We start from the raw sequence: 22,565 nt of genomic DNA, 5'->3' as shown, positions 1-22,565 counted from the left end.
ATACCAGATTCGGAAAAACACATATTAACTTTAACAATTTAATAGTATTATGGAAATTAAATCCAAATTCTTATGTAGTAGAGGAGTCGCATTGGCTTTCGCCATGCTGCTGGGAGGATCACCTGGTATAGCGCTCTATGCAAATGAATCTGTAGAAGAGAGTTTGATTGCCGCCCAGACTGGTCGCACAATTAAAGGTCTTGTTACGGATGCTAACGGCGAACCTCTGATAGGTTGTAATGTAGTGGTGGTCGGAGGAAATGCAGGAGTAATCACCGATATTGACGGCCGGTTTACTCTGAATATTCCTGCTGATGCGAAACAGATTAAAATTAGCTATATTGGATATGTAGATCAGATTATTAACCTTCATGACCGCTCTGATTTTAAAGTTGTACTAAAGGAAGATAATAATGCACTGGATGAGGTCGTTGTAGTAGGTTATGGTACACAGAAGAAAGCTACGCTGACAGGTGCGGTAGAGCAAATAGGTAGCCAGGTATTGGAAAGCCGTGCCATTACCAATGTCGGTGCTGCTTTGCAAGGAGCTACTCCGGGATTGGTGGTCACTCGTTCTTCTTCACGTCCGGGTAATGAAGGATTAAATTTTCAGATTCGTGGTTTGACATCTGTCAATGGCGGTAGTCCGTTGATTATTGTGGATGGAGTACCCGTATTGAATTCAGAGTCATTTCAAAATCTAAATTCGGATGATATTGAGAATATTAGTGTATTGAAAGACGGTTCAGCTTCCATTTATGGTGCAAAAGCAGCTAATGGTGTTATATTGGTAACTACCAAAAAAGGTAAAGGCAAGACAACGGTAGATTATGGCTTCAATATGCGTTTCACTACCAATGGTATTATGGCTTTTTCTCCCAGTATGCAGGAATATGCCACCATGTGGTTGGAAGCCAATAAAGAAATGCCGGAACATGACTGGTGGGGCTGGGGAGAAGAAAACCTGAAAAAGATGGCTCAAGGCATTGAAGGAATTTACGAGTCGACTGTAGCCGATTGGGGTACAATGTTTGTGGGCAATGCCAATCGCTTGGATGAATTGTTTGCCCGTCGTTATTCTTATCAGCATAATTTGAGTGTAGCAGGTTCTACGGATAAATCTGATTACCGTATTTCTTTGGCTTATGCTGATAATCAAGCCAATTTGGCCACTGCCTATGACGGGCAGAAACAGTTGAACTTGCGTTTGAATTATGGAATCAAATTGACTGATTGGTTCAAATTGGAAACTTCGGCAAGTATGATTAAAACAAATACTGAAACACCGACACATGGTATCGACCGTACACTTTACGGAAATGATGCTCCGTTTTTTCCGGCTAAGAATCCCTATGGACAATGGTATGCCAACTTTGGTAATGTGGGCGACCGCAATGCGGCGGCAGCTACAACAGATGGAGGACGTGACGAGAGGGAAAAACTGACTACCCGTGTCGATTTCAAAGCATTGGTGGATATTTGGAAAGGAATCACTTTCGAGGGTACTGCTTCCTTTCAAAATGAGGAATACCGTAGAGAACGCTATTCGCTTCCGGTACAGTGTTACAATTGGTTCGGCGAGCAGACGGCGAAGTTAGTATATGAAACAACACAAACCCTTAGTACTCCGCAAGATGTGATGAACTTTAAAGATTCTCATCAGCCGGGATATTTGGTACAGGCAAATAATGCCCGGTATCAGTACTATTCAGGGTTATTGAAATATAAGCGTACATTTGCCGAAGTACATAATATAGATGCTATGTTCGGTATCAGTGCCGAGAAGTGGGTAAATAAAAAAGTCGTTACCGCCCGTGAGAAGTTTGAGGATGCCGGAATTTACGATTTGAATTTGGCTACGGGTACACAGGGTAACGGTGGAGGAAAGACTCATAATGGTACCTATTCATATATTGCCCGTTTGAATTATAACTATGCGGAAAAATATATGGTTGAATTGATGGGGCGTCGTGACGGAAATTCCAAGTTTGCTCCCGGTTATCGTTTTAAGAGCTTCGGTTCCGTTTCTTTGGGCTGGGCGTTCTCGGAAGAACAATTTGTAGAATTTTTAAAACCTGTTCTTTCTTTTGGTAAGTTGCGTTTAAGTTACGGTAGTTCGGGTAATGATGTCGGGCTGGGTGATTACGATTATGTGTCTACTGTCTCTCTTGGAACAGCCGGTTTTGGAACTATACCTGCTAATCAAGTATCTTCAGGTTTTGGCGGTTTAATTTCTTATGACCGTACTTGGGAGAAAGTTTCACAGAAAAACTTTGGTATCGATCTTAACTTTTTCGATAATCGTTTGAAAGCTACATTCGATTATTTTATAAAAGATAATACCGGTATGTTGGTAAATGTCACATATCCGGGTGTTTTAGGAGGTAAAGCTCCTAAAACGAATAGTGGTCATTTGAATGTAAAAGGTTGGGAGTTCACTATTGGATGGCGCGATCAGATTAAAGACTTTTCTTACTATGCCAACTTTAATATTGGTGATACAAAGAGTCTGTTGAAAGAGATGGAAGGAGCAGATTCTTATGGGGCTGGTTGGAATGCAGCCGTGAATGGGTATCCTTTGAATTCGTACTTCCTTTATCGTACAGATGGTTACTTTAAAGATCAGGCAGAAGTAGACCGCTATTATGCACTCTATGGAGAGGGTAAAGAAGATCTGACTGGTGTAGGAGCAGGAAGTGCAAGCCGGTTGCGTCCGGGTGATACCAAACGTTTGGATTTGAATGGTGATTATAAGATTTCCGGTGCAGGGAATGAGAATAGCGATTTGCAATATCTCGGTGACTCCAATCCACATTTTGTTTTCGGTTTCACATTGGGAGGATCATGGAAAGGTTTTGATGTGAACGCGATGTTCCAAGGTGTCGGTAAGCAGTATGTTATCCGTAATGACTGGATGGCTTATCCTTTTCAAACACGTACTGCCAATCAGAATCCGACATATTTGGGCAAAACATGGACAGAGAGCAATCCGAATGCGGAATTCCCTCGTCTGACTACTAATGCGAATCTTGCACGCTGGAATTATCAGAATAACGACTTTATGATGCAGAATAACCGCTATATCCGTTTGAAAACATTAATAGTCGGCTACACATTGCCGCAGATTTGGACGCGCAAGGTGAAACTGGAAAAAGTGCGTGTTTACTTCTCTGGTAATGATTTATGGGAAGCTACCAGTATTCGAGACGGTTTCGACCCGGAAATGGGAGCAGCCTCCAACAACAGTGGATACCCGTTTGCACGTACTTGGTCGTTCGGTCTGAACATCACTTTATAGTAGCTATGGAAAATTAAATACAGAACAGAAGATATGAAAAAGATAACGAACTATATATTAATTTGTACCTGCGCATTGGGATTTTCTTCATGCGTGAATACGTTCCTTGATTTGGAACCCCTAGATGCCAAGACAGATGTGATTTATTTCAAGACACCGGAACATTTCCGTGAATATGCTAACGGGCTTTACGGGCAATTATTGGGATGGCAGTCTTCTTATGGAAGTATATTCGATCACATGGATGCGGCATCCGATCTTTCTACTTGTTTCAGATATTCGTATGGTGTGGGAACCGGTGTGATGGGAGTTCCTAATGACGATAGTCGTTGGGGTAATTGCTATGGCAATATTCGTGCCACTAATCACATGTTTGAAAGAGCTGTTTCTTCCTATACAGGTAATTTGGCAGATATTAAAAAAGAATTAGCCGAAGGTCATTTTTTTCGTGCCTACAACTACTTTTACTTATTGAAGTTTTTTGGCGGAGTGCCTGTCGTTACGAAGGTTCTCGACGTGACTTCACCGGAGTTATATGGAAAACGTAACAGTCGTTATGAAGTTGTCGATTTGATTTTGTCCGACTTGGATGAAGCTATCGCAGGATTGCCGTTGGAACAGAATATCACTTCTGCCGACAAAGGCAAAATTAGCAAACAGGCTGCACAGGCTTTTAAGGCTCGTGTGTTACTTTATGAAGCTACCTGGCGTAAGTACAATGGCACTTCTACTGATTTTGAAGGTTCTGCCGGTCCGGCTTCCGATCAGGTAAATACTTTCCTGGAAGAATCTGTTCAACTATCCGAAACAGTGATGGGAGATGCTGCTTATTCCCTTTGGAATTATAACAATGTAGCAGCTATGAGAAATATGAGCAATCGTTACCTGTTTAATATTGAAGAAGAAGCTAGTAATCCTGCCGGTGCCGGAAGAGCGACGAACAAGGAATTTATCATCGCTTCTGTATATAGTCAGGAAACGCGTAAAGGACAGGTAGATTTGAATCGGGTGATTTATACGGATATGCGTCCCAGCCGGAAATTGATTGATATGTTTTTATGCACTGACGGGCTTCCGGTCAGCATGTCTGATAAGTTCCAGGGATATAAGAATCCGGGAGATGAATTTCAGAATCGGGATTTCCGTTTGACTTCTTATGTAGGTTCATATGCTACGAGCCTGACAGTTGAGAACTGTGGGTATGGTGTTTCCAAGTTTGCTATTACCGATATTCAACGCCAAAGTAAAGATGAATCGGCCAATTATCCGGTACTTCGGTTAGCAGAAGTATACTTGAACTATGCCGAAGCTGTGATGGAGCGTTATGGTGAAATATCGGATGACCAGTTGAATAAATCTATCAATAAGATCCGTGCTCGTGCTGGAATTGCCAACTTGACAAATGCATTGGCAAAGCGAATTCAGGAAGGGGTACCGGCAAATGCGAATAAGACAGTCAATCAGGTGATGCTGGATGAGATCCGTCGTGAACGTGCATTGGAACTCTATATGGAAGGTTTCCGTTGTGACGACCTGAAACGTTGGGGTATTGCGGAAGAGAATCTGAATGAGTCTCGTTGCGGTGCGGTGGTAGGTAATGCTAGTTATCCTACAGCATTTGTAGACGAAAACGGGAATGCTACCAGTGCTTTCAATCCGGCTATTTTTACGAAAGGAACGGAAGTTGTAGAAACAGGTAAAGGTAAGTTACCTTGTGTAGTGCTTCTCAAATCATCTGACTGTGCATTTACTAAAGGAGATTATTTGTGGGCGATTCCAAGAAATCAAATCAATCTGAATTCGAATCTGGTACAAAATCCGGGATATTAATCATTCAATTGTTTAACGTATAATACCATAGATTATATGAAGTTTTTATTCAAATATACATTTCACTTGGCAATACTTGCTTATGTTTCCGCACTTTTCTCCGGTTGTGAGCAAGACCCCAAGTACAGAGTTTATGATTATCCTGTGCCGGTAGTGGAGAGTATATATCCCACAGACGGATATGTCACTACGCAGGTTGTTATTACAGGAACCAATTTCGGTGATCGTGCTGAAGCAGTGAAAGTTTTCTTCGGTGAAGCCCAATCCAATAAAGTGCTCGACTGCAAGAACAACCGTTTGGTAGTGGAGGTGCCGGAAACGGCAGTAACAGGCAATCTGTCTTTACAGATTTATAATAAAAAGGTGGAGAATATCGGTCATTATACAGTACTACCTACACCACGTGTCATTACAGTGACTTCTGATAGTGAAGACGGTGAAGGGGTAGCCGATACGGGAGACAAGGTTACTATAACAGGTGAAAACTTTGGTACGGATCCATCCGATATTTCTGTTAGTTTCAATGGAACGCCGGCCGAATTTGAGCTGGTGGATGAGTCTACTATTGTTGCGACAACTCCTGCTGATTATCAGACAGGTAGTGTGACTGTGACTATTCACGGATATACAATGACAGGTGGTGCAATGTTCAATCCTAATTCGAAGGGTGATGTGACAGTGCTTTATCTTCAAAACTATAAGCAGCCGTTTGCCAAGGCAAATGATGAAAGTTGGAAGAACGGTGAATGGTGGACTCCGGCAGTGTGGAATCAAAATGCAGCATCGTTCAATGCAAAAGGCAATACGACTGTTTCCGGAATGCAATATAAATCAGAAGAAGGCTTAACGTTAGCATTCCAGAATGGATGGGATAAAGAAGCTTATACGAATGGGAAAATGTGGCAGGTTGCTACGCTCCGTCCTGGTAAATACAGACTGGAAGTCACTTATGCATATACATTGGTAGTTACTGATGCGGGGAACTTTATTTCCGTATTGATAGCTAAAGGAGATAGTGAAAGTGATATACCGAATGTCGCTGATCTTGAGCAATTAAATGGAGTTTATGTGGCCTATGATAAAATGGGAACAGCGAATGATTCGGGTACGTTGGTTACACCTTCATTTGAAGTAACGGAGACAACGGACGTTGTTATTGGATTCCTGACTTCATTGGCAAAGGGTAATTCATACTTTAAGGTGACAGAATTGAAATTGATTCTTGAATAATGTGGAAAAGAAAAAAGAGTAATCCATCATGATAATATAATTAAGATTATGAAGAAAATATATAACTATCTGTTTCCCGTTTTTCTCTCGTTTTTCGCATTAGCTGCTTGTGACGAGGACAATGAAGAAATTGTTCCAATGAGTTACACTGATCCTGTGGCGACCGTAACAAAGATAGAACCCGTCGAAGGATATGTTGGAAATGAATTTACCATTAATGGTGATGATTTTGGAATCAGAACCGAAGATGTAAAAGTATTTATCGGTTCCCAGGAGGCAACAGTCATCTCCTGTGCCGATGATGCTATTCTAGCGAAAGTGCCGCAATTGGCTACAAACGGAAAAATAACTGTTGAAGTCTTCGGACAACGTGTAGAAACTGATCTTGTTTATCGTGTACTTGGTAAACCGGGTGTTAGCGCAGTGAAACCTTCTTATGGTTTTCCCGGTACCAGTATTGTTTTCGAAGGACAAGAGTTTGTGTCTTCCAAAACATTATATACTTTGACTTTCGGAACTTCTACGGATAAGGCAGAGATTGTGGGAACGCCTACTGATACCGAATTTACAGCAAAAGTTCCCGAGACGGCTGTCAGTGGAGTCATGACACTTGTTATGGCAGAACAAACGATTGATTTGACTTCTTATCCTTTCACGGTGTTGAAGCATGCAACGCTTGATATTCCTAAGGAAGACGAACCGGTTACATCAGGTTTTGCTGGCAGTAAATTTGCAATAACAGGAACCAATCTTGTGCAAGAATTGCTGGATAAGTCTGTTGAAGGGTTGGAGCCTTTGAAAGTAACTTTTTCTAAAGCTGGCGGAGAACCTGTAGAAGCTGTAATAGATACAGATAATTTGACGGATAAGAGTATTCCACTCACTGTACCTGCTTCGTTGGAAGCTGGAGATTATACAATTACTGTCATTACTCCGTTTGAAACTATCGGGACACAGTTGAAATATACGGTATTACCGATGCCTACAGTAACAGGCATTTCAACGAAAGCCGGATATATTAATACGGAAGTAACGATCATTGGTCAGAACTTTGGTACGAAAGCTGAAAATATTCAGGTCTTTTTCGGAGAAACAGTTTGTGATAAAGTGACACTGAATGATAAAGGTAATATCGTAGTGAATGTTCCCAAAGGAGTTTCATCGGAAGCTCCGGTGAAGATTAAGCTGATAATTCAGGGTAAGGAAATAGAGATGGGCGAATCGGGCACATTTGAGGTTTGGGAAACTCCGGAAATCACTTCTGTTGAAACACCGTATATTTATCCTTATGGTACATTAGTAAAAGCCGGGCAGGAAATAACATTTACAGGAAAAGGTTTTGGAACGGATAAGAATTCTGTTACAGTTACTTTTGAGGGAATATCCGTACCCGTTACGGTTAAAGAGATTACTACGACTTCTATTACTGTAACGGTTCCGCAAGGTTTCAATGGTGGAAAAGTAACAATGGTGTTTGAAGGTATTGCACAACCCGTAGAGAGTGATATGTTACAACCTCTGCCGGTGGATGGAGATATTTCTCAATATGTACTCATGAACTATAAACAGCCTTTTGAATATGTAAAAGAAGGTGGGGATAAAGGATTCCATAAAAAAGGAGAGTGGGCAAAAGCTGCTTATTGGATAGTTCAGAACTCTAACTTGACTGCTGGTGAAGGAGGTGCTGCTGTTGATTTGGCATTTAAAACGAAATATGGTGATGGAAGTGATGCAGGTTTGGCTTTACAAACAGATTGGGGATTTGACAATCCTAAAAATGATGGTAAGGTATATCAGACTTCTCATCTTCAAAAAGGAAAATATAAGTTGACGGCACACGTTTATGAATATGACGGCAGAGGTTTTACCGGTTATGTTGCGGTTTGTAAAGGTAACGAGATGGCAAATACGAGTGATATACCAAGTAAGAGTCTGGCAAACGCTTCTATTTCGGGTACGGGTGATGTAGTAGTTGATATTCTTGTTGAAGAGCCTACCGATGTTGTCATTGGTTTTGTATGTACGATTACAGTAAAACAAGGACGGGCTAAGATAGATAATTTCAAATTAGAGTTAGTAGAGCAATAAACTATAATTGGGTGCACCGTAATCAATGGTACGGTGTACCATTAAACCAAAAATATGATGAAAAAGATATATTATATAGCCGTGGTATTCGCTATCCTGTTTTTGGCAGGATGTGGTGACGGCATTGACCTTCCGGGTGTCAATGTGGAAACTGATTTGAATAAAATTCCTCTTCCTGATAATAACGTAAATTTGGAACAGGTTGAACTTAAACCGTCAACGGAACCCATGCTGCATGAAGGGTTGCATACGGAGGAAGACTTCCAGCGTATCCGGGATAAAAAAGCTGCCGGAGAAGAGCCTTGGGTTAGCGCTTATCAATTATTAGTAGAAAGTCAGTTTTCGCAGAAGACGGCAGATACTTATCCTACGGAATGGATTAAACGTGGAGTTTCCGGTGATGAAAATTATATGAATGCAGCCAGAGGGGCCACTATTGCATATCAGCAGGCGCTTCGTTGGAAGATTGAACAGGATGATGAATATGCGGCAAAAGCAGTGGAGAATCTGAATAAGTGGGTACAGACTTGTGTAGGTGTAACAGGTAATACGAATTTATCGCTTGCCGCAGGACTTTATGGTTATGAATTTGCTATTGCCGGTGAATTATTGAGGGATTATGAAGGATGGGATCGTGCGGACTTCGCAGCGTTCCAGAATTGGTTGCTTAAAGTGTTCTATCCTGCTAATGATGATTTCCTGAAACGTCATCACGATACGAATGCGTTACATTATTGGGCTAACTGGTGTCTTTGTAATATAGCGGCTAAAATGGCTATCGGCATTGTAACCGATCGTCGTGATATTTATAATGAAGGTATCGGCCATTTGCAGACAGGTGATACAAACGGACGTTTACGTCGTGCTATCTATCACGATTATGCACCGGACTATAACTTTGCTCAATGGCAGGAAAGTGGACGTGACCAAGGGCACACGTTGATGTGTGTCGGATTGATGGGAGTTATTTGTCAGTTGGCATGGAGTCAGGGAGACGATTTCTTTGCTTATGATGACAATCTGTTCATGCGGGCTTGCGAATATGCTGCTTGTTGTAATTACACTAATGAGACTGTACCATATACTACTTATATATGGCAAAAACAGAGTCAATGGGGATATCCGATTCCGGAAGAGCAAACAACACTTGGTGGCGGTAAATGGATCAAACGTGCAATATGGGCGTTGCCTTACTATCATTACAAAGGGGTAAAAAACATCTCGGATGATAATCTCAAATACACTAAGATTGCTACCGAATATGTAGGAATAGAAGGAGGCGGCGGTTATTATGACGCTAACTCCGGTGGCTATGACGTACTTGGGCTCGGTACGCTGATGTATGCAAGATAAAATGAATAAAATGTGTTAGACTTCGCCACAGATTCGGATATGCCAGTGTGGATGGATTATTTGTTTCAATCTGTGGTGAATTCCAGGACATTAACGGTATTAGTAAAAACTTGAAATGAATAAACTAATAAGAATAGCGCTCACATTTTTACTTGTAATGACCACAGGAGTCATACAAGCAGAAATAGTCATCTATCCGGTACCTCAAGGCATCTATTATGCCCGTCACAATGATGACTATACGGTAAAAGTACGGCAAGTGGGAGAAAAAGACTGGGTAGACCTTTATGAGTATAACGTAAAGGTGGATATGGATACGAAGTCCGATGCCACGATGGTTCAGTTCGACTTTTCAGGGAAAGTGGAAGTATTGGTACAAAAGAACAATGGGGAGATCCGTTCGGCAGTGGTGCGTCCTTTATCCAAAGGTATCCAACCGGAGATTGATGGTAACTTTCTATTGTTTACGATAGATAAACCACAAAAGTTGTCGGTCGAGTTTAATGGAGATCGCCTGAATAATTTGCATGTATTTGCCAATCCTATCATCAAAAATGTGCCAGATAAGAATGATCCGAACGTGATTTATTTTGAAGCTGGAATACATGAACCGACTGATACGGCTGGAAAATGCTTCCGTATTCCCAGTAATACGACGGTTTATTTAGAAGGTGGTGCCGTTTTGAAAGGTTGTCTCACTTGCGACAGTGTAGAGAATGTGAAAATATTGGGACATGGCATGTTGCTTGAACCGCAACAGGGAATTTCGGTTACCTACTCCCGGAATGTACTGATTGATGGAGTTACGGTGGTCAATCCACGGCATTATACTGTCTCTGGGGGACAATCTACCGGAATTACTATCAAAAATCTGAAATCATTCAGCTATCAGGGTTGGAGTGATGGGCTGGATTTTATGTCCTGCTCGGATGTGATGATTGATGATGTGTTTCTTCGTAATTCGGATGATTGTATAGCTCTTTATACGCATCGTTGGAATTATTATGGAGACTGTCGCAATGTTCATGTACTTAATTCTACTCTATGGGCAGATATTGCGCATCCTATCAATATCGGTACACATGGAAATACGGAAACGGGAGATGAAGTTTTGGAAGATATAGTATTCAGGAATATTGATATATTGGAGCATGATGAGGATGATCGTGATTACCAAGGCTGTATGACTATCAATGTAGGGGATCACAACCTGGCACAAAACATTACTTTTGAGGACATTCGTGTGGAACATATTCAGGAAGGACAGTTATTTCATCTTCGGGTGATGTATAACCAAAAATACAATACAGGTCCCGGCAGAGGTGTCAAGAACATAACATTCCGTAATATTTCATGTACCGGGAAATATATCAATTCTTCTTTAATAGAAGGTTATGATAAAAATAGGAAGATTGAGAATATTTTGTTCGAAAACATTGTGTTGAACGGTAGGCGGATCACTTCTTTGGAAGAATTGAATATAGATAAAAAAGATTTTGTAGAGAAGATACGGATAAAGTAGCTAATAACTAAAAGATGAAAGATGCGACAAAAAACAGTTTTTCGTGCTTTTTGCCGCATCTATTTTATAGAAAGAGGAATAAACTTATCGTAAAGGAGTGAATGAACCTATATAAATGCGTTCTATTTTCAGGGAGGTGGCATTTATTCCGAATAGGTCGGTCACATCTGATTTATAATCTTCAGTTACATCTTCCACTAACCAATAAGGAATCGGGCCAAGGTCTCGTGTGGTGATACTCTTTGAAGTATCGGAACGTTCGGGAAGTTTAAATTTGCAGTCATACTCTTTACCATTGATTGTAATTTGGAATGTAGTGCCTGACTCTGATGTGGAGCGGGAGAAGCTTCCTTCTATTTTCGGAGCATTATCTTTACTAGTAACAATTGTCACTTTACCACTACTTTTTTGGTCATAAGAGAAAGCTATTCCTCCTGTAGCTTGTATACCCGCTTCATCCTTTATCTTTTTTTTGACCGCTTCTAGTTTTTCTTTTTGTTGTTCATCCAACAGACTTTCATCTATTCCTGTGATTCTTGCTTCCACGGAATTCACTGAAAAAGATTGTTTGCCGTTGACGACCTTTAGTCCTATTTTTATGATTCTTCCATCAGCGTCTTTTACCATCAATGACGTGTTGCCCAGTTTTATAGAGCTGATCTGAATATCATTGTTTTTGTCCACATAAGCTGTAGCAATTTGCCCATCGGCTATTTCTGCAGTATAGGGAGCTATGCCACCCTTAATTCCCAACTTTGTTCCTCCCGTGATTGACAAACTGGTTTCACTAATAGGAGGTTCTGGATTGAGCATTACTTCCCAGTATTCAAACAGGTAAAAATCGTCAGCCTCGTCGCTGCATGAATAAAATACAGGAAGGGAGCATAATAGAATAAATAGTAGACAGAGCTTCGCCATTTTTGCTTTCATAATATTCTTCTTTTTTATTTCTTCACAAAAGTAAAGCTCCTTTCCTGTATTTCAAAGTATATTGATGAAAAATAAGATTAAAACTCTATCTTATGTTGTTTCTCATCATCCACCACAGCCATCATTCCTTCTACCTGTGCTAAAGCCAGCATACGTCCGTGGAAAGAATAACCGGCATTGTAGCCTTTATCCTCATCTCCGAGCATCATTCGTCCATGATCTACGCGCATGGGAAGTCCTGGATTCTCTTTCTCGAAAATGCGGATGAGATCAATCAGATGTCCTCTTCCTGATAGATGAGAACTTTCGATGAAGTTTCCACCCGGCATGGCCTCTGTACTGCGTAGATGAACGAAATGGGTTCTTCCTGCAAACTTCTTTGCCAATTCACGAGTATCATTATGTGCGTCTGCGCTAAGAGAACCTGCACAGAAAGTCAGCCCATTATGCGGATTGTCTACGGCATTCAGGAACCAGGCTATATCTTCTTCATTGGTGACAATACGGGGTAGGCCGAGAACCTGGAATGGAGGATCATCCGGGTGTACGCACATGTTGATACCATATTCATCGCATACAGGCATAATTGCAGAAAGGAAGTAACACATATTCTCTCGTAAAGCGTCCCGGTCTATGTCTTTATATAAACCTAACAGACGTTTGAATATAGCAACCGGGTTTTTATCTCCTTCTTTGATATTACCGTTCACAAATCCTTGTGTCTTGACGATAATAGTATCAATCAAATCATCCTTTTCGGTCTCTGTAATCACTTTGTCCAGTTCGGCAACTTTATGCAGTTCTTCTTCTGTATAGTCTTTTTCAGCTCCTTCACGTTCTAGTATTTTGATGTCGAAGTAAGCGAAACGAATACGGTCGTAGTAAAGCGAACTGGTACCGTCCGGCCAAGGGTACTGTAAATCCGTACGTATCCAGTCGATTACCGGCATGAAGTTGTAACAGACTGTTTTCACTCCGCATTTACCCAGGTTGGCAAGACTTACTTTATAATTTTCAATCAACTGTTCACGTTCCGTACCCGCATACTTGATTGCCTCACAAACCGGAAGGCTTTCCACGACCGACCAGCGCAACCCATACGATTCAATATACGATTTTAAATCGTTGATGGCTTCTACTGTCCAAATCTCTCCGTTCGGTACCTCGTGTAATGCAGTGACGATTCCTTCAACACCTATCTGACGGAGCATCGGCAAGGTGATTTTATCTTTCTTGCCGAACCATCTCCATGTTTTTTCCATCATAGCGTTTGAATAAATTAAAAGATTAAATATTAAACGCCGCTGAATGCACTGAAACCACCATCGATAGGCAACATAGCTCCCGTTACGAAACTAGCGGCTTCACTACACAGGAATTGTACAGCACCATTCAATTCTTTGATGTCGCCGAAACGATTCATCGGAGTTTTGGCTAACACCTTTTTACTTCTGTCGGTCAATGAACCATCCGGGTTGATAAGTACACGACGGTTTTGGTCACCGATAAAGAATCCCGGAGCGATAGCATTAACACGGATACCATCACCGTATTTCAGTGCCATTTCGCTTGCCAGCCATTGGGTGAAGTTGGCTACTGCAGTTTTAGCGGCCGAGTAACCCGGTACACGGGTGATAGCACTATAAGCAGCCATAGAAGATACATTGATGATGCATCCTTTCTTCTGTTTTGCCATTACCTTACCGAATATCATAGACGGATAGACTGTCCCATTCATATTCAGGTTAGTCACTTTTTCCCAGCAAGAGATGTCCATATCATAGAAGTGCTGATCCGGTTCGAGAGTGGCTCCCGGCATATTGCCACCGGCAATGTTCAATAGAATATCGATCTTTCCCCATTTGGCTACAACTTCTTCGGCTACTTTCTCCAGGCTGGCGATGTCAAGTACATTACCGATGATGCCGATTACATCGTTACCATATTGCTTAAGTTCAGTTACGCGATTGTCCAGTTGTTCCTGACGAATGTCAATAGCTACAACTTTTGCTCCCTGCTGTACAAAGTGTTGGGCAATATTTCCGCCCAGTACACCACCTGCTCCGGTAATAACAGCAACTTTACCGGCAATACTAAATAATTCGTTCATGGTTTCTATCAAATGTTTTTATGAATGGATGCAAAAATAGCGGGTTTTTATACATGCTATGATGCGTATTTTTGCAAGATATTTACCTATCTTTGCAAAAGCAGTTTAGAAAGGAGATTTATGAAGAAGATAATGAATGAGAAGTTGACTATTACGACTTCTAATCCCGTCCGTGCCCGCTTTTATGAATATCCACGTTTCACGTATCCGTGGCATTTTCATAGTGAGTATGAAATTATTTATGTGGAAAAGGGAGAGGGGGATTGTCTGGTGGGTGACAGCATTATCTCCTATTCAAAAGGTGATTTGATTCTTTTTGGTTCCGAACTGCCTCATAGTATGCAAAGTCCACCGGATGGCGGGGAAGAATCTGATAACGAAGAAAAAACCGAACCGAAAGTAAGAGGAGTCAATATTCAGTTTGAGAAAGATTTTATGCATTATTCTATTTCTCAATACTCCCAGTTTATTCCTATCAGGAATTTATTGGAGGATGCTTGCAGAGGGATTAAATTCACAATTACCCGTTCGGGGAAAATCATTAAATTATTGGAGCAAATTCCTTCTGCCAAAGGAGCAGATCAAATCATCCTGTTGCTTTCACTTCTACAGATGATGGCTACTAGCAATCATAAGAAATATCTGACTACTTCTCATTATACTCCGTCCCCTTCGATTATGCGTAATGAAAGAATGGAAAAGGTGATTGCCTATTTGAATAAACATTATACCGAGTCTATCGGTCTGGATGAAATTGCTTCTTATACAGCGATGAACCCTGCTGCTTTCTGCCGATACTTTAAAGAAAACACAGGAAAGACATTTAAAGAGTATGTACTTGATATGCGTATCGGATATGCTTGTAAACTATTGAATAGTAGTATGATGAATATATCTCAAATCAGTGCTACTTGCGGATTTGAATCACCTGTACATTTTAACCGCATTTTTAAAAGGGTGACAGGAATGACACCTACTTTTTATAGGGAACAGATGGAATAAGCTTTTTCAGGCAATAAACATTTGAGTATAATTTCTTTCTCGTTCGTATATAATAGAAAAGGAATAAACATGAACGTAAATAGAATGAAGAAAAGAATTTTGCTTTTGTTGTTGGTGATACCGGCATTGGTAAAAGCGCAAGATGTGATGACAGAAACCCGTCAGGAACTGACGTCTCCTGATGGAGCTTATCGTTTTACCTTTTATCAACGTGCGGTGGGAGAGGATAATGCACAAATGTATTATACCTTGACTTATAAGAATCGTCCGGTGATTGAAGAAAGTAAACTGGGTGTTCTGATTGAAAATCAGTTATTTGAATCGGCGTTGGGTATACCGAATGATACTTGTCATTTTTGGTGTGAGAATCTGAAGTTGACAGAGACTGAACATCAAAAGACGGACGAGAGATGGAAGCCTGTATATGGCGAACGTGCGGAAGTACGTGATTGCTACAATGAGATGACTTTGAAACTCAAGAAGGGAGAAGGAAATGGCAATCAGGACGGTGGTTATGATAAGCGTAAGAATTACTTTATGAATATCATAGTTCGCGCCTATAATGAAGGAGTTGCTTTCCGCTATCATTTTCCGGAAATGACAAACGGGCTTTTCTTGCATATCGTCGGTGAGCAGACTAGCTTCACAATGCCTAAAGGAACGATGGCGTATTATGAACGTTGGGCGCAAGGACCTTATGAACTTCGTCCGTTGGAAGGATGGGGCAAAGAGGAGAGTGAGCGTCCTTTGACTTTGAAACTGCCTGATGGATTATCTGTAGCTTTGTTGGAAGCGGAAATGGTGGATTATGTTCGTGGTAAATTCCGTTTATCGGCAGAGAAACCTTCCACTTTGGAGACAAGCCTGTATAGTAGTGCCGATATTATTTCTCCTTACAGTACTCCGTGGCGTGTAATCATGGTTGGCGAACGTCCGGTCGATTTAATTAATAACAATGATATTGTCTTGAATCTGAATCCGGCTTGCAAACTGGCTGATACTTCTTGGATTAAACCCGGGAAAGTATTCCGTTCGGGCGACTTGAAACAAGATAGAGTAAAAGCAGCCATTGACTTTGCGGCAGAACGTGGTATTCAGTATGTGCATATGGATGCAGGCTGGTACGGACCAGAGATGAAAATGAGTTCGGACGCTACTACTGTTTCTCCTGATAAAGACCTTGATATACCCGCTTTGTGTAAATATGCCGAATCGAAAGGAATCGGACTTATGGTGTATGTCAATCAGCGTGCATTAGTGCAGCAGTTGGATACTCTGTTGCCTTTGTATAAAAAATGGGGATTGAAAGGTATCAAGTTCGGTTTTGTACAGATAGGTAATCAGCGTTGGAGTACTTGGCTGCATGATGCAGTTCGTAAATGTGGAGAATATGGTCTGATGGTAGATATTCATGACGAATATCGTCCGACAGGTTTCAGCCGTACTTATCCTAACCTGATGACGCAGGAAGGTATTCGTGGAAATGAAGAAATGCCGGATGCCACACACAATACGACTCTCCCTTTTACCCGCTATCTGGCAGGTGCAGGAGACTATACGCTTTGTTATTTCAATAACCGGGTGAAGAATACGAAAGCACATCAGTTGGCGATGGCAGCTGTGTATTACAGTCCTTTGCAATTTATGTTTTGGTATGACAGACCGGAATTCTACCAGGGAGAAGAAGAACTGGAATTTTGGAAAGCAATTCCGAGTGTATGGGATGACAGCCGCGCGTTAGATGGGGAGATTGGTGAATATATCGTTCAGGCACGTCGTTCGGGGAATGACTGGTTTGTAGGAGCAATGACGAATACGGAAGCCCGCACAATTACATTGACTACGGATTTTCTGGAATCAGGTAAGAAGTATATGCTTCACCTGTACGAAGATGATGACAAGCTGAATACACGAACGAAAGTACGCAGTACTCATAAGAAGATAGAAGCCGGAGATAAGCTTGTTTTGAAGCTAAAAGCAAGTGGCGGAGCCGCATTGCATTTCACTCCGCTTAAGTAGGCAAGTTTATGTTTCTTTTTAGGCACGGATAACGCAGATTACACTGTTGCTTTATGCAACCATCATTTCTAAAACCGTGAAATCCGTGTAATCCGTGCCTGAAAAATATAGTGAGGTATTATTTGCTATAATTAATCAACCACTTCACCATTTCCGGGTCGTAATGAGAGAAGAGGAGAGTTTTCTCATTCATTGAGTGGAAAGGTTATTCAAGGAATTAAAGAACTAATTCCTTGAACAACCTTTCTAAAGTATTATCTAAATCTGTAGAGAATCCCGGATGAGGACGGGATACTTGAATACAGGAGCTTTTTACCGCAGTCAGCCACCGGAAGCGGTCCGGAATGTCCATATTGGCAATAACTCCTCCTTCTTTATTTCCCTGACAAATCTTGTCGAAGACTTTCAGCCCTTCTATCAGACAGTTGATGTCCAATTCGGAAGAAAACAGTTTCAGTTTGTTTTCATCTATTGTATAAAGAGACTTTAGATATTTGCACCGTTTGGAAAACAGTACAATACCTACATTAATAAATTCCTCACGTTCTACTTTAGGAACGAAACGGATAACTGCGTATTCATATAAGTGCCTTTCTTGCATTTTGCGCTTCATTTACAAATATTTCGGAATGCTTGATCCTTTCTTCTAAAAATTGAATATAAACATCTCTCAAGTCTTGCGGAGTTTTCTGTCCTTCCGTCCAGTTCAGCCAGTCGTCAGGGACGGCATTGACTATCTCTCGTATCTTGTCATCGGTAAGTAGTTGTTTGAATGTTGCGTCTACTTCTTCCAGCTGATCGGCAAACGGCAATAGTACATGATCTTTTATTTGTACGAACGGACTAAGTGCGTGTTTCTGCCAATTCGTCCACGAATGATGGAAATAAAGGGAAGCTCCATGATCGATTAACCACAATTCTTTATGCCACATCAGCATATTCGTATTCTTGATTGTACGGTCTACATTGGTCAATAACGCATCCAGCCATACAATTTGCGAAGCAGTTTTACCGTCCACCTTATGCACAACAGGGTCGAACGTCAATGAACCGGACAGGAAATGCAGACCCATGTTCAACCCACGGCTCCATTGCAGTAAATCCTGTATTTCTTCATCCGCTTCTGTCCGCCCGAAAGCCTCATCCAGATTCAAAAATATAATCTCCGGAACTCTGAATCCCAGTGTACGGGCTATTTCTCCCCCTATCAATTCGGCAATAAGGGCTTTAGTCCCATGTCCTGCTCCTCTGAATTTTACGACATATTTAAATTCATCATCCGCTTCAGCCAAAGCCGGCAATGACCCTCCTTCCCGCAAGGGAAGAATATATCTTGTTACATTTGCTGTACGTAAATCCATATCACTCCTTTCTTAAATTGAGAATAAAGATACAACGTTTTTATGGAATAGTCAGTGAAAGGCTTCCTATAATAATAGTTTTTTGTATTTTTCGGTTGAGTATACTTTCTTCCTGCTACGTATTATATAAAACAATGATAAATGAATTAAACATGAAACTACTTCGATTTTTGGTGTTTGGAATAATGTCCGTTATTCTGTTACCCAGCAATATGGCAGCCGAATGGCAGTGGTCTGTACAGCTGCCAGGTATTATTTCCAACGAAACGAACGATCATCCGCAAGCATTCTTGTGGATACCTTCCGATTGTACTCAAGTGAAAGCTGTGATAATAGGCAATCATAATATGACAGAGGAGACTTTGTTTGAAAATTCTCTATTTCGTGAAAGATTATCAGAAACGGGTATAGCACTGATATGGATTACCCCTGGATGGGATCAAAGATGGGATATAACTACCGGATGTCAGGAAGCCTTTGAAAAGATGATGGAGGATTTTGCGAATGTCAGCGGCTATAGTGAATTGAAATATGCGCCTATTGTCCCTTTAGGACATTCGGCAATGGCTACCTATCCGTGGAACTTCGCAGCATGGAATCCCGACCGCACATTAGCCATTATCTCTTTACATGGAGATGCGCCGCGCACTAACCTTACCGGATATGGTCGTGACAATATGGAGTGGGGGAAACGTACGATTGACGGCATCCCTGGATTGATGATTGAAGGCGAATACGAATGGTGGGAAGACCGTGTAAATCCGGCTTTGGCATTCCGTATGATGTATCCTAAAAGTTGCGTCTCTTTCCTTTGCGACACAGGACGAGGACATTTCGATATAGCCGACCGCACCGCTGGTTATATTGCGTTGTTCTTAAAGAAAGCACTGGAATATCGTATGCCCGCAACGTATGATTTGGATAAGCCTGTGGAATTGAAGAAGCTGAATCCGCAGAATGGCTGGCTTGCCGAAAGGTGGCATCCGAATCAGAAGAAACGTGCAAAAGCTGCTCCTTATAAAGAGTATAAAGGAGACTCGCACGATGCATTCTGGTATTTCGATAAGGAAATGGCTGAAATGACGGAAGAACGCTATCGCCGGGAAAGAGGGAAGAAACCACAATACTTAGGTTTCGTACAAAAGGGGCAATTACTCACATATAATCCCAAATCCCATGTGAAAGTTGCCGCCCGTTTCCTGCCGGAAAAAGACGGATTGACTTTTCATCTGAAAGCTGTATATACGGATAGCTTGCATACTGCAATTTCTGACGAACATTCGCTCACTTCTCCTGAAATAACCCGTATCTGTGGCCCGGTTCAGAAAGTGAACGACACAACCTTTACTGTCCGTTTCTACCGTATGGGGATGTACAATAAGCGTCGTACGGGAGATATTTGCCTTCTAGCCGGTAATGACGGTGACAAGCACTATAAAAGCACAGTTCAGGAACTTAGTTTCCGGATTCCCTATCGCAATACGGAAGGTAAACGCCAGCATATTCTTTTTCCGGGCCTTGACGATGTGAAGAAAGGCACGGAAACTATCTCTTTACATGCAACTTCCGATTGCGGGCTACCCGTATATTACTACGTGAAAGAAGGACCGGCAGAAATAGAGGGAAACAAGTTGGTATTTACTCGAATTCCCCCACGCAGTAAGTTCCCGTTGAAAGTGACTGTGGTGGCATGGCAATATGGATTGGCAGGAGAAGTACAGACTGCCGAACCGGTAGAACGGAGTTTTTTCATTTATCAATCGGCAATTGATAAATGAAAGATTATGGAACTATAAGTTGGAATTCGTATTTTTGCATTGAGTGTTAGGCTGAACTTATTCGTATCCTATAAATATAAGGATATTAAAAATGATTATGAATAAGAAATCTTTAGTTGTAATCGCATTATTGGCAGTATCGGCTATATCGTCGGCTCAATCTGTATACCCCGGACAGCACCAGGGGAAAATGAAAAAAGAGACAGTGGCTCCTGTTCGGGTAGAAAGTTTTGATTTGAAGGACGTCCGTTTATTACCGAGTCGTTTTCGTGACAATATGTTGCGGGATTCCGCATGGATGACCTCTATCGACGTAAGTCGCCTATTACATAGTTTCCGGACAAATGCCGGAGTCTTTGCTGGTCGTGAAGGCGGTTATATGACAGTGAAAAAACTTGGTGGCTGGGAATCTTTGGACTGTGAACTTCGCGGACATACTACCGGACATCTGCTTTCGGCTTACGCTTTGATGTATGCCGCTACCGGAAGTGAGATTTTCAAGCTGAAAGGGGATAGCCTTGTCAACGGGCTGACCGAAGTTCAGAACGCTTTGAAAGGCGGATATTTAAGTGCTTTTCCCGAAGAACTGATAAACCGTAATATCCGGGGAAAGAGTGTTTGGGCACCTTGGTACACCTTGCATAAGCTTTATTCCGGTCTGATAGACCAATATCTGTATGCGGATAATCAGCAGGCTTTGAAAACAGTGACCAAAATGGGCGACTGGGCTTATAACAAACTGAAACCACTTAGTGAAGAAACCCGCAAACTCATGATACGCAATGAGTTTGGAGGTGTCAACGAATCATTCTACAATTTGTATGCTATCACAGGAGATGAACGTTACCGTTGGTTGGCCGAATATTTCTACCATAATGATGTAATTGACCCGTTGAAAGAACTTCGGGACGATTTGGGAACCAAACATACGAATACGTTTATCCCGAAAGTCATAGCCGAAGCACGTAACTATGAACTGACAGAGAATGAGACCAGCAAAAAGCTCTCGGAATTCTTCTGGCATACCATGGTTGACCACCATACTTTTGCTCCGGGATGTAGTAGTGATAAGGAGCATTTTTTCGACCCGAAGAAATTTTCTAAACACTTGACCGGCTATACCGGAGAAACCTGCTGTACTTATAATATGTTGAAGCTTAGTCGTCATCTTTTCTGTTGGACGGGCGATTCATCTATTGCCGATTATTATGAAAGGGCACTATATAATCATATCCTGGGACAGCAAGACCCGGAAACGGGAATGGTCACTTATTTCTTACCCTTACTTTCGGGTTCACATAAACTGTATAGTACCAAAGAGAACTCTTTCTGGTGTTGTGTCGGCAGCGGATTCGAAAATCATGCTAAATACGGAGAAGCTATCTACTACCACAACAACGAGGGAATCTATGTAAATCTGTTTATTCCTTCCCAAGTCACCTGGAAAGAAAAAGGATTAACCCTTCTCCAGGAAACGGAATTTCCGAAAGAGGAAACGACCCGGTTTACTATTCGTGTCGAGAAACCGGTTCGCACTACTGTTTATCTAAGATATCCTTCATGGAGTAAAAAAGCGGAAGTTCTTGTGAACGGTAAAAAAGTAGCAGTAAAACAAAAGCCGGGTTCTTACATCGCTATCACTCGTGACTGGAAAGATAATGACCGTATCTCGGCTACTTACCCGATGCAGATTGAATTGGAAGCCACTCCCGATAATCCGAATAAAGTGGCTTTATTGTATGGCCCGTTAGTGCTTGCCGGAGAACGGGGTACGGAAGGTATGCAGGCTCCCGCACCTTTCTCTAATCCAGCTCTTTATAATGATTATTATACTTATAATTTCCATGTGCCTGCCGATTTGCGTACCTCATTGAAAGTAGATATGAAACATCCGGAACGTACTTTGCAGCGTACAGGAAAAGAACTGAAATTTATAACAGAACAAGGAGATGTGATTCGTCCGCTTTATGATTTGCATCATCAGCGTTATGTGGTATATTGGGATTTGCAGTCGAAATAGAAAAATTTAAGAACGAATTACACG

The 22,565-nt window shown here is 41.5% G+C and carries 15 protein-coding genes; 10 read left to right on the top strand and 5 right to left on the bottom strand.

All coding sequences use genetic code 11. From position 1 onward, the window contains the following. The first annotated feature begins 49 nt into the window (after positions 1-49). The 6 genes from DW862_RS05455 to DW862_RS05430 all read left to right on the top strand — a co-directional run bounded on the left by DW862_RS05455 (position 50) and on the right by DW862_RS05430 (position 11,321). Positions 50-3,298 carry a TonB-dependent receptor gene (locus DW862_RS05455; protein ID WP_120067425.1) on the top strand — a complete coding sequence of 1,083 codons (3,249 nt, stop codon included), beginning with the start codon at positions 50-52 and terminating at the stop codon, positions 3,296-3,298. A gap of 33 nt (positions 3,299-3,331) precedes the next feature. Then, positions 3,332-5,128 carry a RagB/SusD family nutrient uptake outer membrane protein gene (locus DW862_RS05450; protein ID WP_120067424.1) on the top strand — a complete coding sequence of 599 codons (1,797 nt, stop codon included), beginning with the start codon at positions 3,332-3,334 and terminating at the stop codon, positions 5,126-5,128. A gap of 36 nt (positions 5,129-5,164) precedes the next feature. Continuing rightward, positions 5,165-6,358: a DUF5013 domain-containing protein gene (locus tag DW862_RS05445; protein ID WP_115484099.1), complete on the top strand. Its 1,194-nt coding sequence runs from the start codon at positions 5,165-5,167 to the stop codon at positions 6,356-6,358. A 48-nt stretch (positions 6,359-6,406) separates the two neighbouring features. Further along, positions 6,407-8,446: an IPT/TIG domain-containing protein gene (locus DW862_RS05440; protein WP_115484098.1), complete on the top strand. Its 2,040-nt coding sequence runs from the start codon at positions 6,407-6,409 to the stop codon at positions 8,444-8,446. 54 nt (positions 8,447-8,500) lie between these two features. After that, positions 8,501-9,799: an alginate lyase family protein gene (locus DW862_RS05435; protein ID WP_120067423.1), complete on the top strand. Its 1,299-nt coding sequence runs from the start codon at positions 8,501-8,503 to the stop codon at positions 9,797-9,799. Between the two features lie 115 nt (positions 9,800-9,914). Next, positions 9,915-11,321, top strand: coding sequence for a glycosyl hydrolase family 28 protein (locus tag DW862_RS05430; RefSeq protein ID WP_120067422.1), 1,407 nt, complete (start codon positions 9,915-9,917; stop codon positions 11,319-11,321). An 84-nt stretch (positions 11,322-11,405) separates the two neighbouring features. On the opposite strand, the gene DW862_RS05425 is transcribed toward DW862_RS05430, so the two are convergent. The 3 genes from DW862_RS05425 to DW862_RS05415 form a co-directional block, all read right to left on the bottom strand. Further along, a complete protein-coding gene (locus DW862_RS05425) occupies positions 11,406-12,251 on the bottom strand; it encodes a pilus assembly protein N-terminal domain-containing protein (RefSeq protein ID WP_120067421.1) in 846 nt (281 codons plus the stop codon). A 77-nt stretch (positions 12,252-12,328) separates the two neighbouring features. Then, complete coding sequence (uxuA, locus tag DW862_RS05420) at positions 12,329-13,516, bottom strand: mannonate dehydratase (protein WP_120067420.1); 1,188 nt, start codon at positions 13,514-13,516, stop codon at positions 12,329-12,331. Positions 13,517-13,545: 29 nt separating this feature from the next. Beyond that, complete coding sequence (locus DW862_RS05415) at positions 13,546-14,361, bottom strand: SDR family oxidoreductase (RefSeq protein WP_120067419.1); 816 nt, start codon at positions 14,359-14,361, stop codon at positions 13,546-13,548. A gap of 120 nt (positions 14,362-14,481) precedes the next feature. Between DW862_RS05415 and DW862_RS05410 the strand changes: the two genes are divergently transcribed. Together DW862_RS05410 and DW862_RS05405 are read left to right on the top strand one after the other, a co-directional pair. Then, positions 14,482-15,363, top strand: coding sequence for an AraC family transcriptional regulator (locus tag DW862_RS05410; protein WP_120067418.1), 882 nt, complete (start codon positions 14,482-14,484; stop codon positions 15,361-15,363). A 69-nt stretch (positions 15,364-15,432) separates the two neighbouring features. Continuing rightward, positions 15,433-17,382, top strand: coding sequence for a glycoside hydrolase family 97 protein (locus DW862_RS05405; RefSeq protein WP_120067417.1), 1,950 nt, complete (start codon positions 15,433-15,435; stop codon positions 17,380-17,382). Positions 17,383-17,599: 217 nt separating this feature from the next. Here DW862_RS05405 and DW862_RS05400 read toward each other — a convergent pair whose 3' ends face one another. Both DW862_RS05400 and DW862_RS05395 read right to left on the bottom strand, forming a co-directional pair. Beyond that, on the bottom strand, positions 17,600-17,983 hold the full coding sequence (locus DW862_RS05400) for a DUF3037 domain-containing protein (RefSeq protein ID WP_004316036.1): 384 nt from the start codon (positions 17,981-17,983) through the stop codon (positions 17,600-17,602). Further along, complete coding sequence (locus DW862_RS05395) at positions 17,961-18,743, bottom strand: HipA family kinase (RefSeq protein WP_120067416.1); 783 nt, start codon at positions 18,741-18,743, stop codon at positions 17,961-17,963. Before DW862_RS05395 ends, DW862_RS05400 begins: the two co-directional genes overlap by 23 nt. A 152-nt stretch (positions 18,744-18,895) precedes the next feature. Between DW862_RS05395 and DW862_RS05390 the strand changes: the two genes are divergently transcribed. Further along, positions 18,896-20,521 (top strand): hypothetical protein, encoded by a 1,626-nt coding sequence (locus DW862_RS05390; RefSeq protein ID WP_120067450.1) that lies wholly within the window; start codon positions 18,896-18,898, stop codon positions 20,519-20,521. Positions 20,522-20,612: 91 nt separating this feature from the next. Beyond that, on the top strand, positions 20,613-22,541 hold the full coding sequence (locus DW862_RS05385) for a glycoside hydrolase family 127 protein (protein ID WP_120067415.1): 1,929 nt from the start codon (positions 20,613-20,615) through the stop codon (positions 22,539-22,541). Positions 22,542-22,565 lie beyond the last annotated feature (24 nt).

It is taken from the genome of Bacteroides sp. AM37-9 (assembly GCF_003603455.1).
GTDB lineage: Bacteria > Bacteroidota > Bacteroidia > Bacteroidales > Bacteroidaceae > Bacteroides > Bacteroides xylanisolvens.
Note: the sequence above shows the minus strand (reverse complement) of the source record. Positions and strands in the feature narration are given on the sequence as shown.

Coding starts and splice junctions, on each gene's coding strand:
- DW862_RS05440 (WP_115484098.1), top strand. CDS start 6,407: ATGAAGAAAATATATAACTATCTGTTTCCCGTTTTTCTCTCGTTTTTC.
- DW862_RS05400 (WP_004316036.1), bottom strand. CDS start 17,983: ATGCAAGAAAGGCACTTATATGAATACGCAGTTATCCGTTTCGTTCCT.
- DW862_RS05410 (WP_120067418.1), top strand. CDS start 14,482: ATGAAGAAGATAATGAATGAGAAGTTGACTATTACGACTTCTAATCCC.
- DW862_RS05430 (WP_120067422.1), top strand. CDS start 9,915: ATGAATAAACTAATAAGAATAGCGCTCACATTTTTACTTGTAATGACC.
- DW862_RS05450 (WP_120067424.1), top strand. CDS start 3,332: ATGAAAAAGATAACGAACTATATATTAATTTGTACCTGCGCATTGGGA.
- DW862_RS05425 (WP_120067421.1), bottom strand. CDS start 12,251: ATGAAAGCAAAAATGGCGAAGCTCTGTCTACTATTTATTCTATTATGC.
- uxuA (WP_120067420.1), bottom strand. CDS start 13,516: ATGATGGAAAAAACATGGAGATGGTTCGGCAAGAAAGATAAAATCACC.
- DW862_RS05445 (WP_115484099.1), top strand. CDS start 5,165: ATGAAGTTTTTATTCAAATATACATTTCACTTGGCAATACTTGCTTAT.
- DW862_RS05390 (WP_120067450.1), top strand. CDS start 18,896: ATGAAACTACTTCGATTTTTGGTGTTTGGAATAATGTCCGTTATTCTG.
- DW862_RS05455 (WP_120067425.1), top strand. CDS start 50: ATGGAAATTAAATCCAAATTCTTATGTAGTAGAGGAGTCGCATTGGCT.
- DW862_RS05435 (WP_120067423.1), top strand. CDS start 8,501: ATGATGAAAAAGATATATTATATAGCCGTGGTATTCGCTATCCTGTTT.
- DW862_RS05415 (WP_120067419.1), bottom strand. CDS start 14,361: ATGAACGAATTATTTAGTATTGCCGGTAAAGTTGCTGTTATTACCGGA.
- DW862_RS05405 (WP_120067417.1), top strand. CDS start 15,433: ATGAACGTAAATAGAATGAAGAAAAGAATTTTGCTTTTGTTGTTGGTG.
- DW862_RS05395 (WP_120067416.1), bottom strand. CDS start 18,743: ATGGATTTACGTACAGCAAATGTAACAAGATATATTCTTCCCTTGCGG.
- DW862_RS05385 (WP_120067415.1), top strand. CDS start 20,613: ATGATTATGAATAAGAAATCTTTAGTTGTAATCGCATTATTGGCAGTA.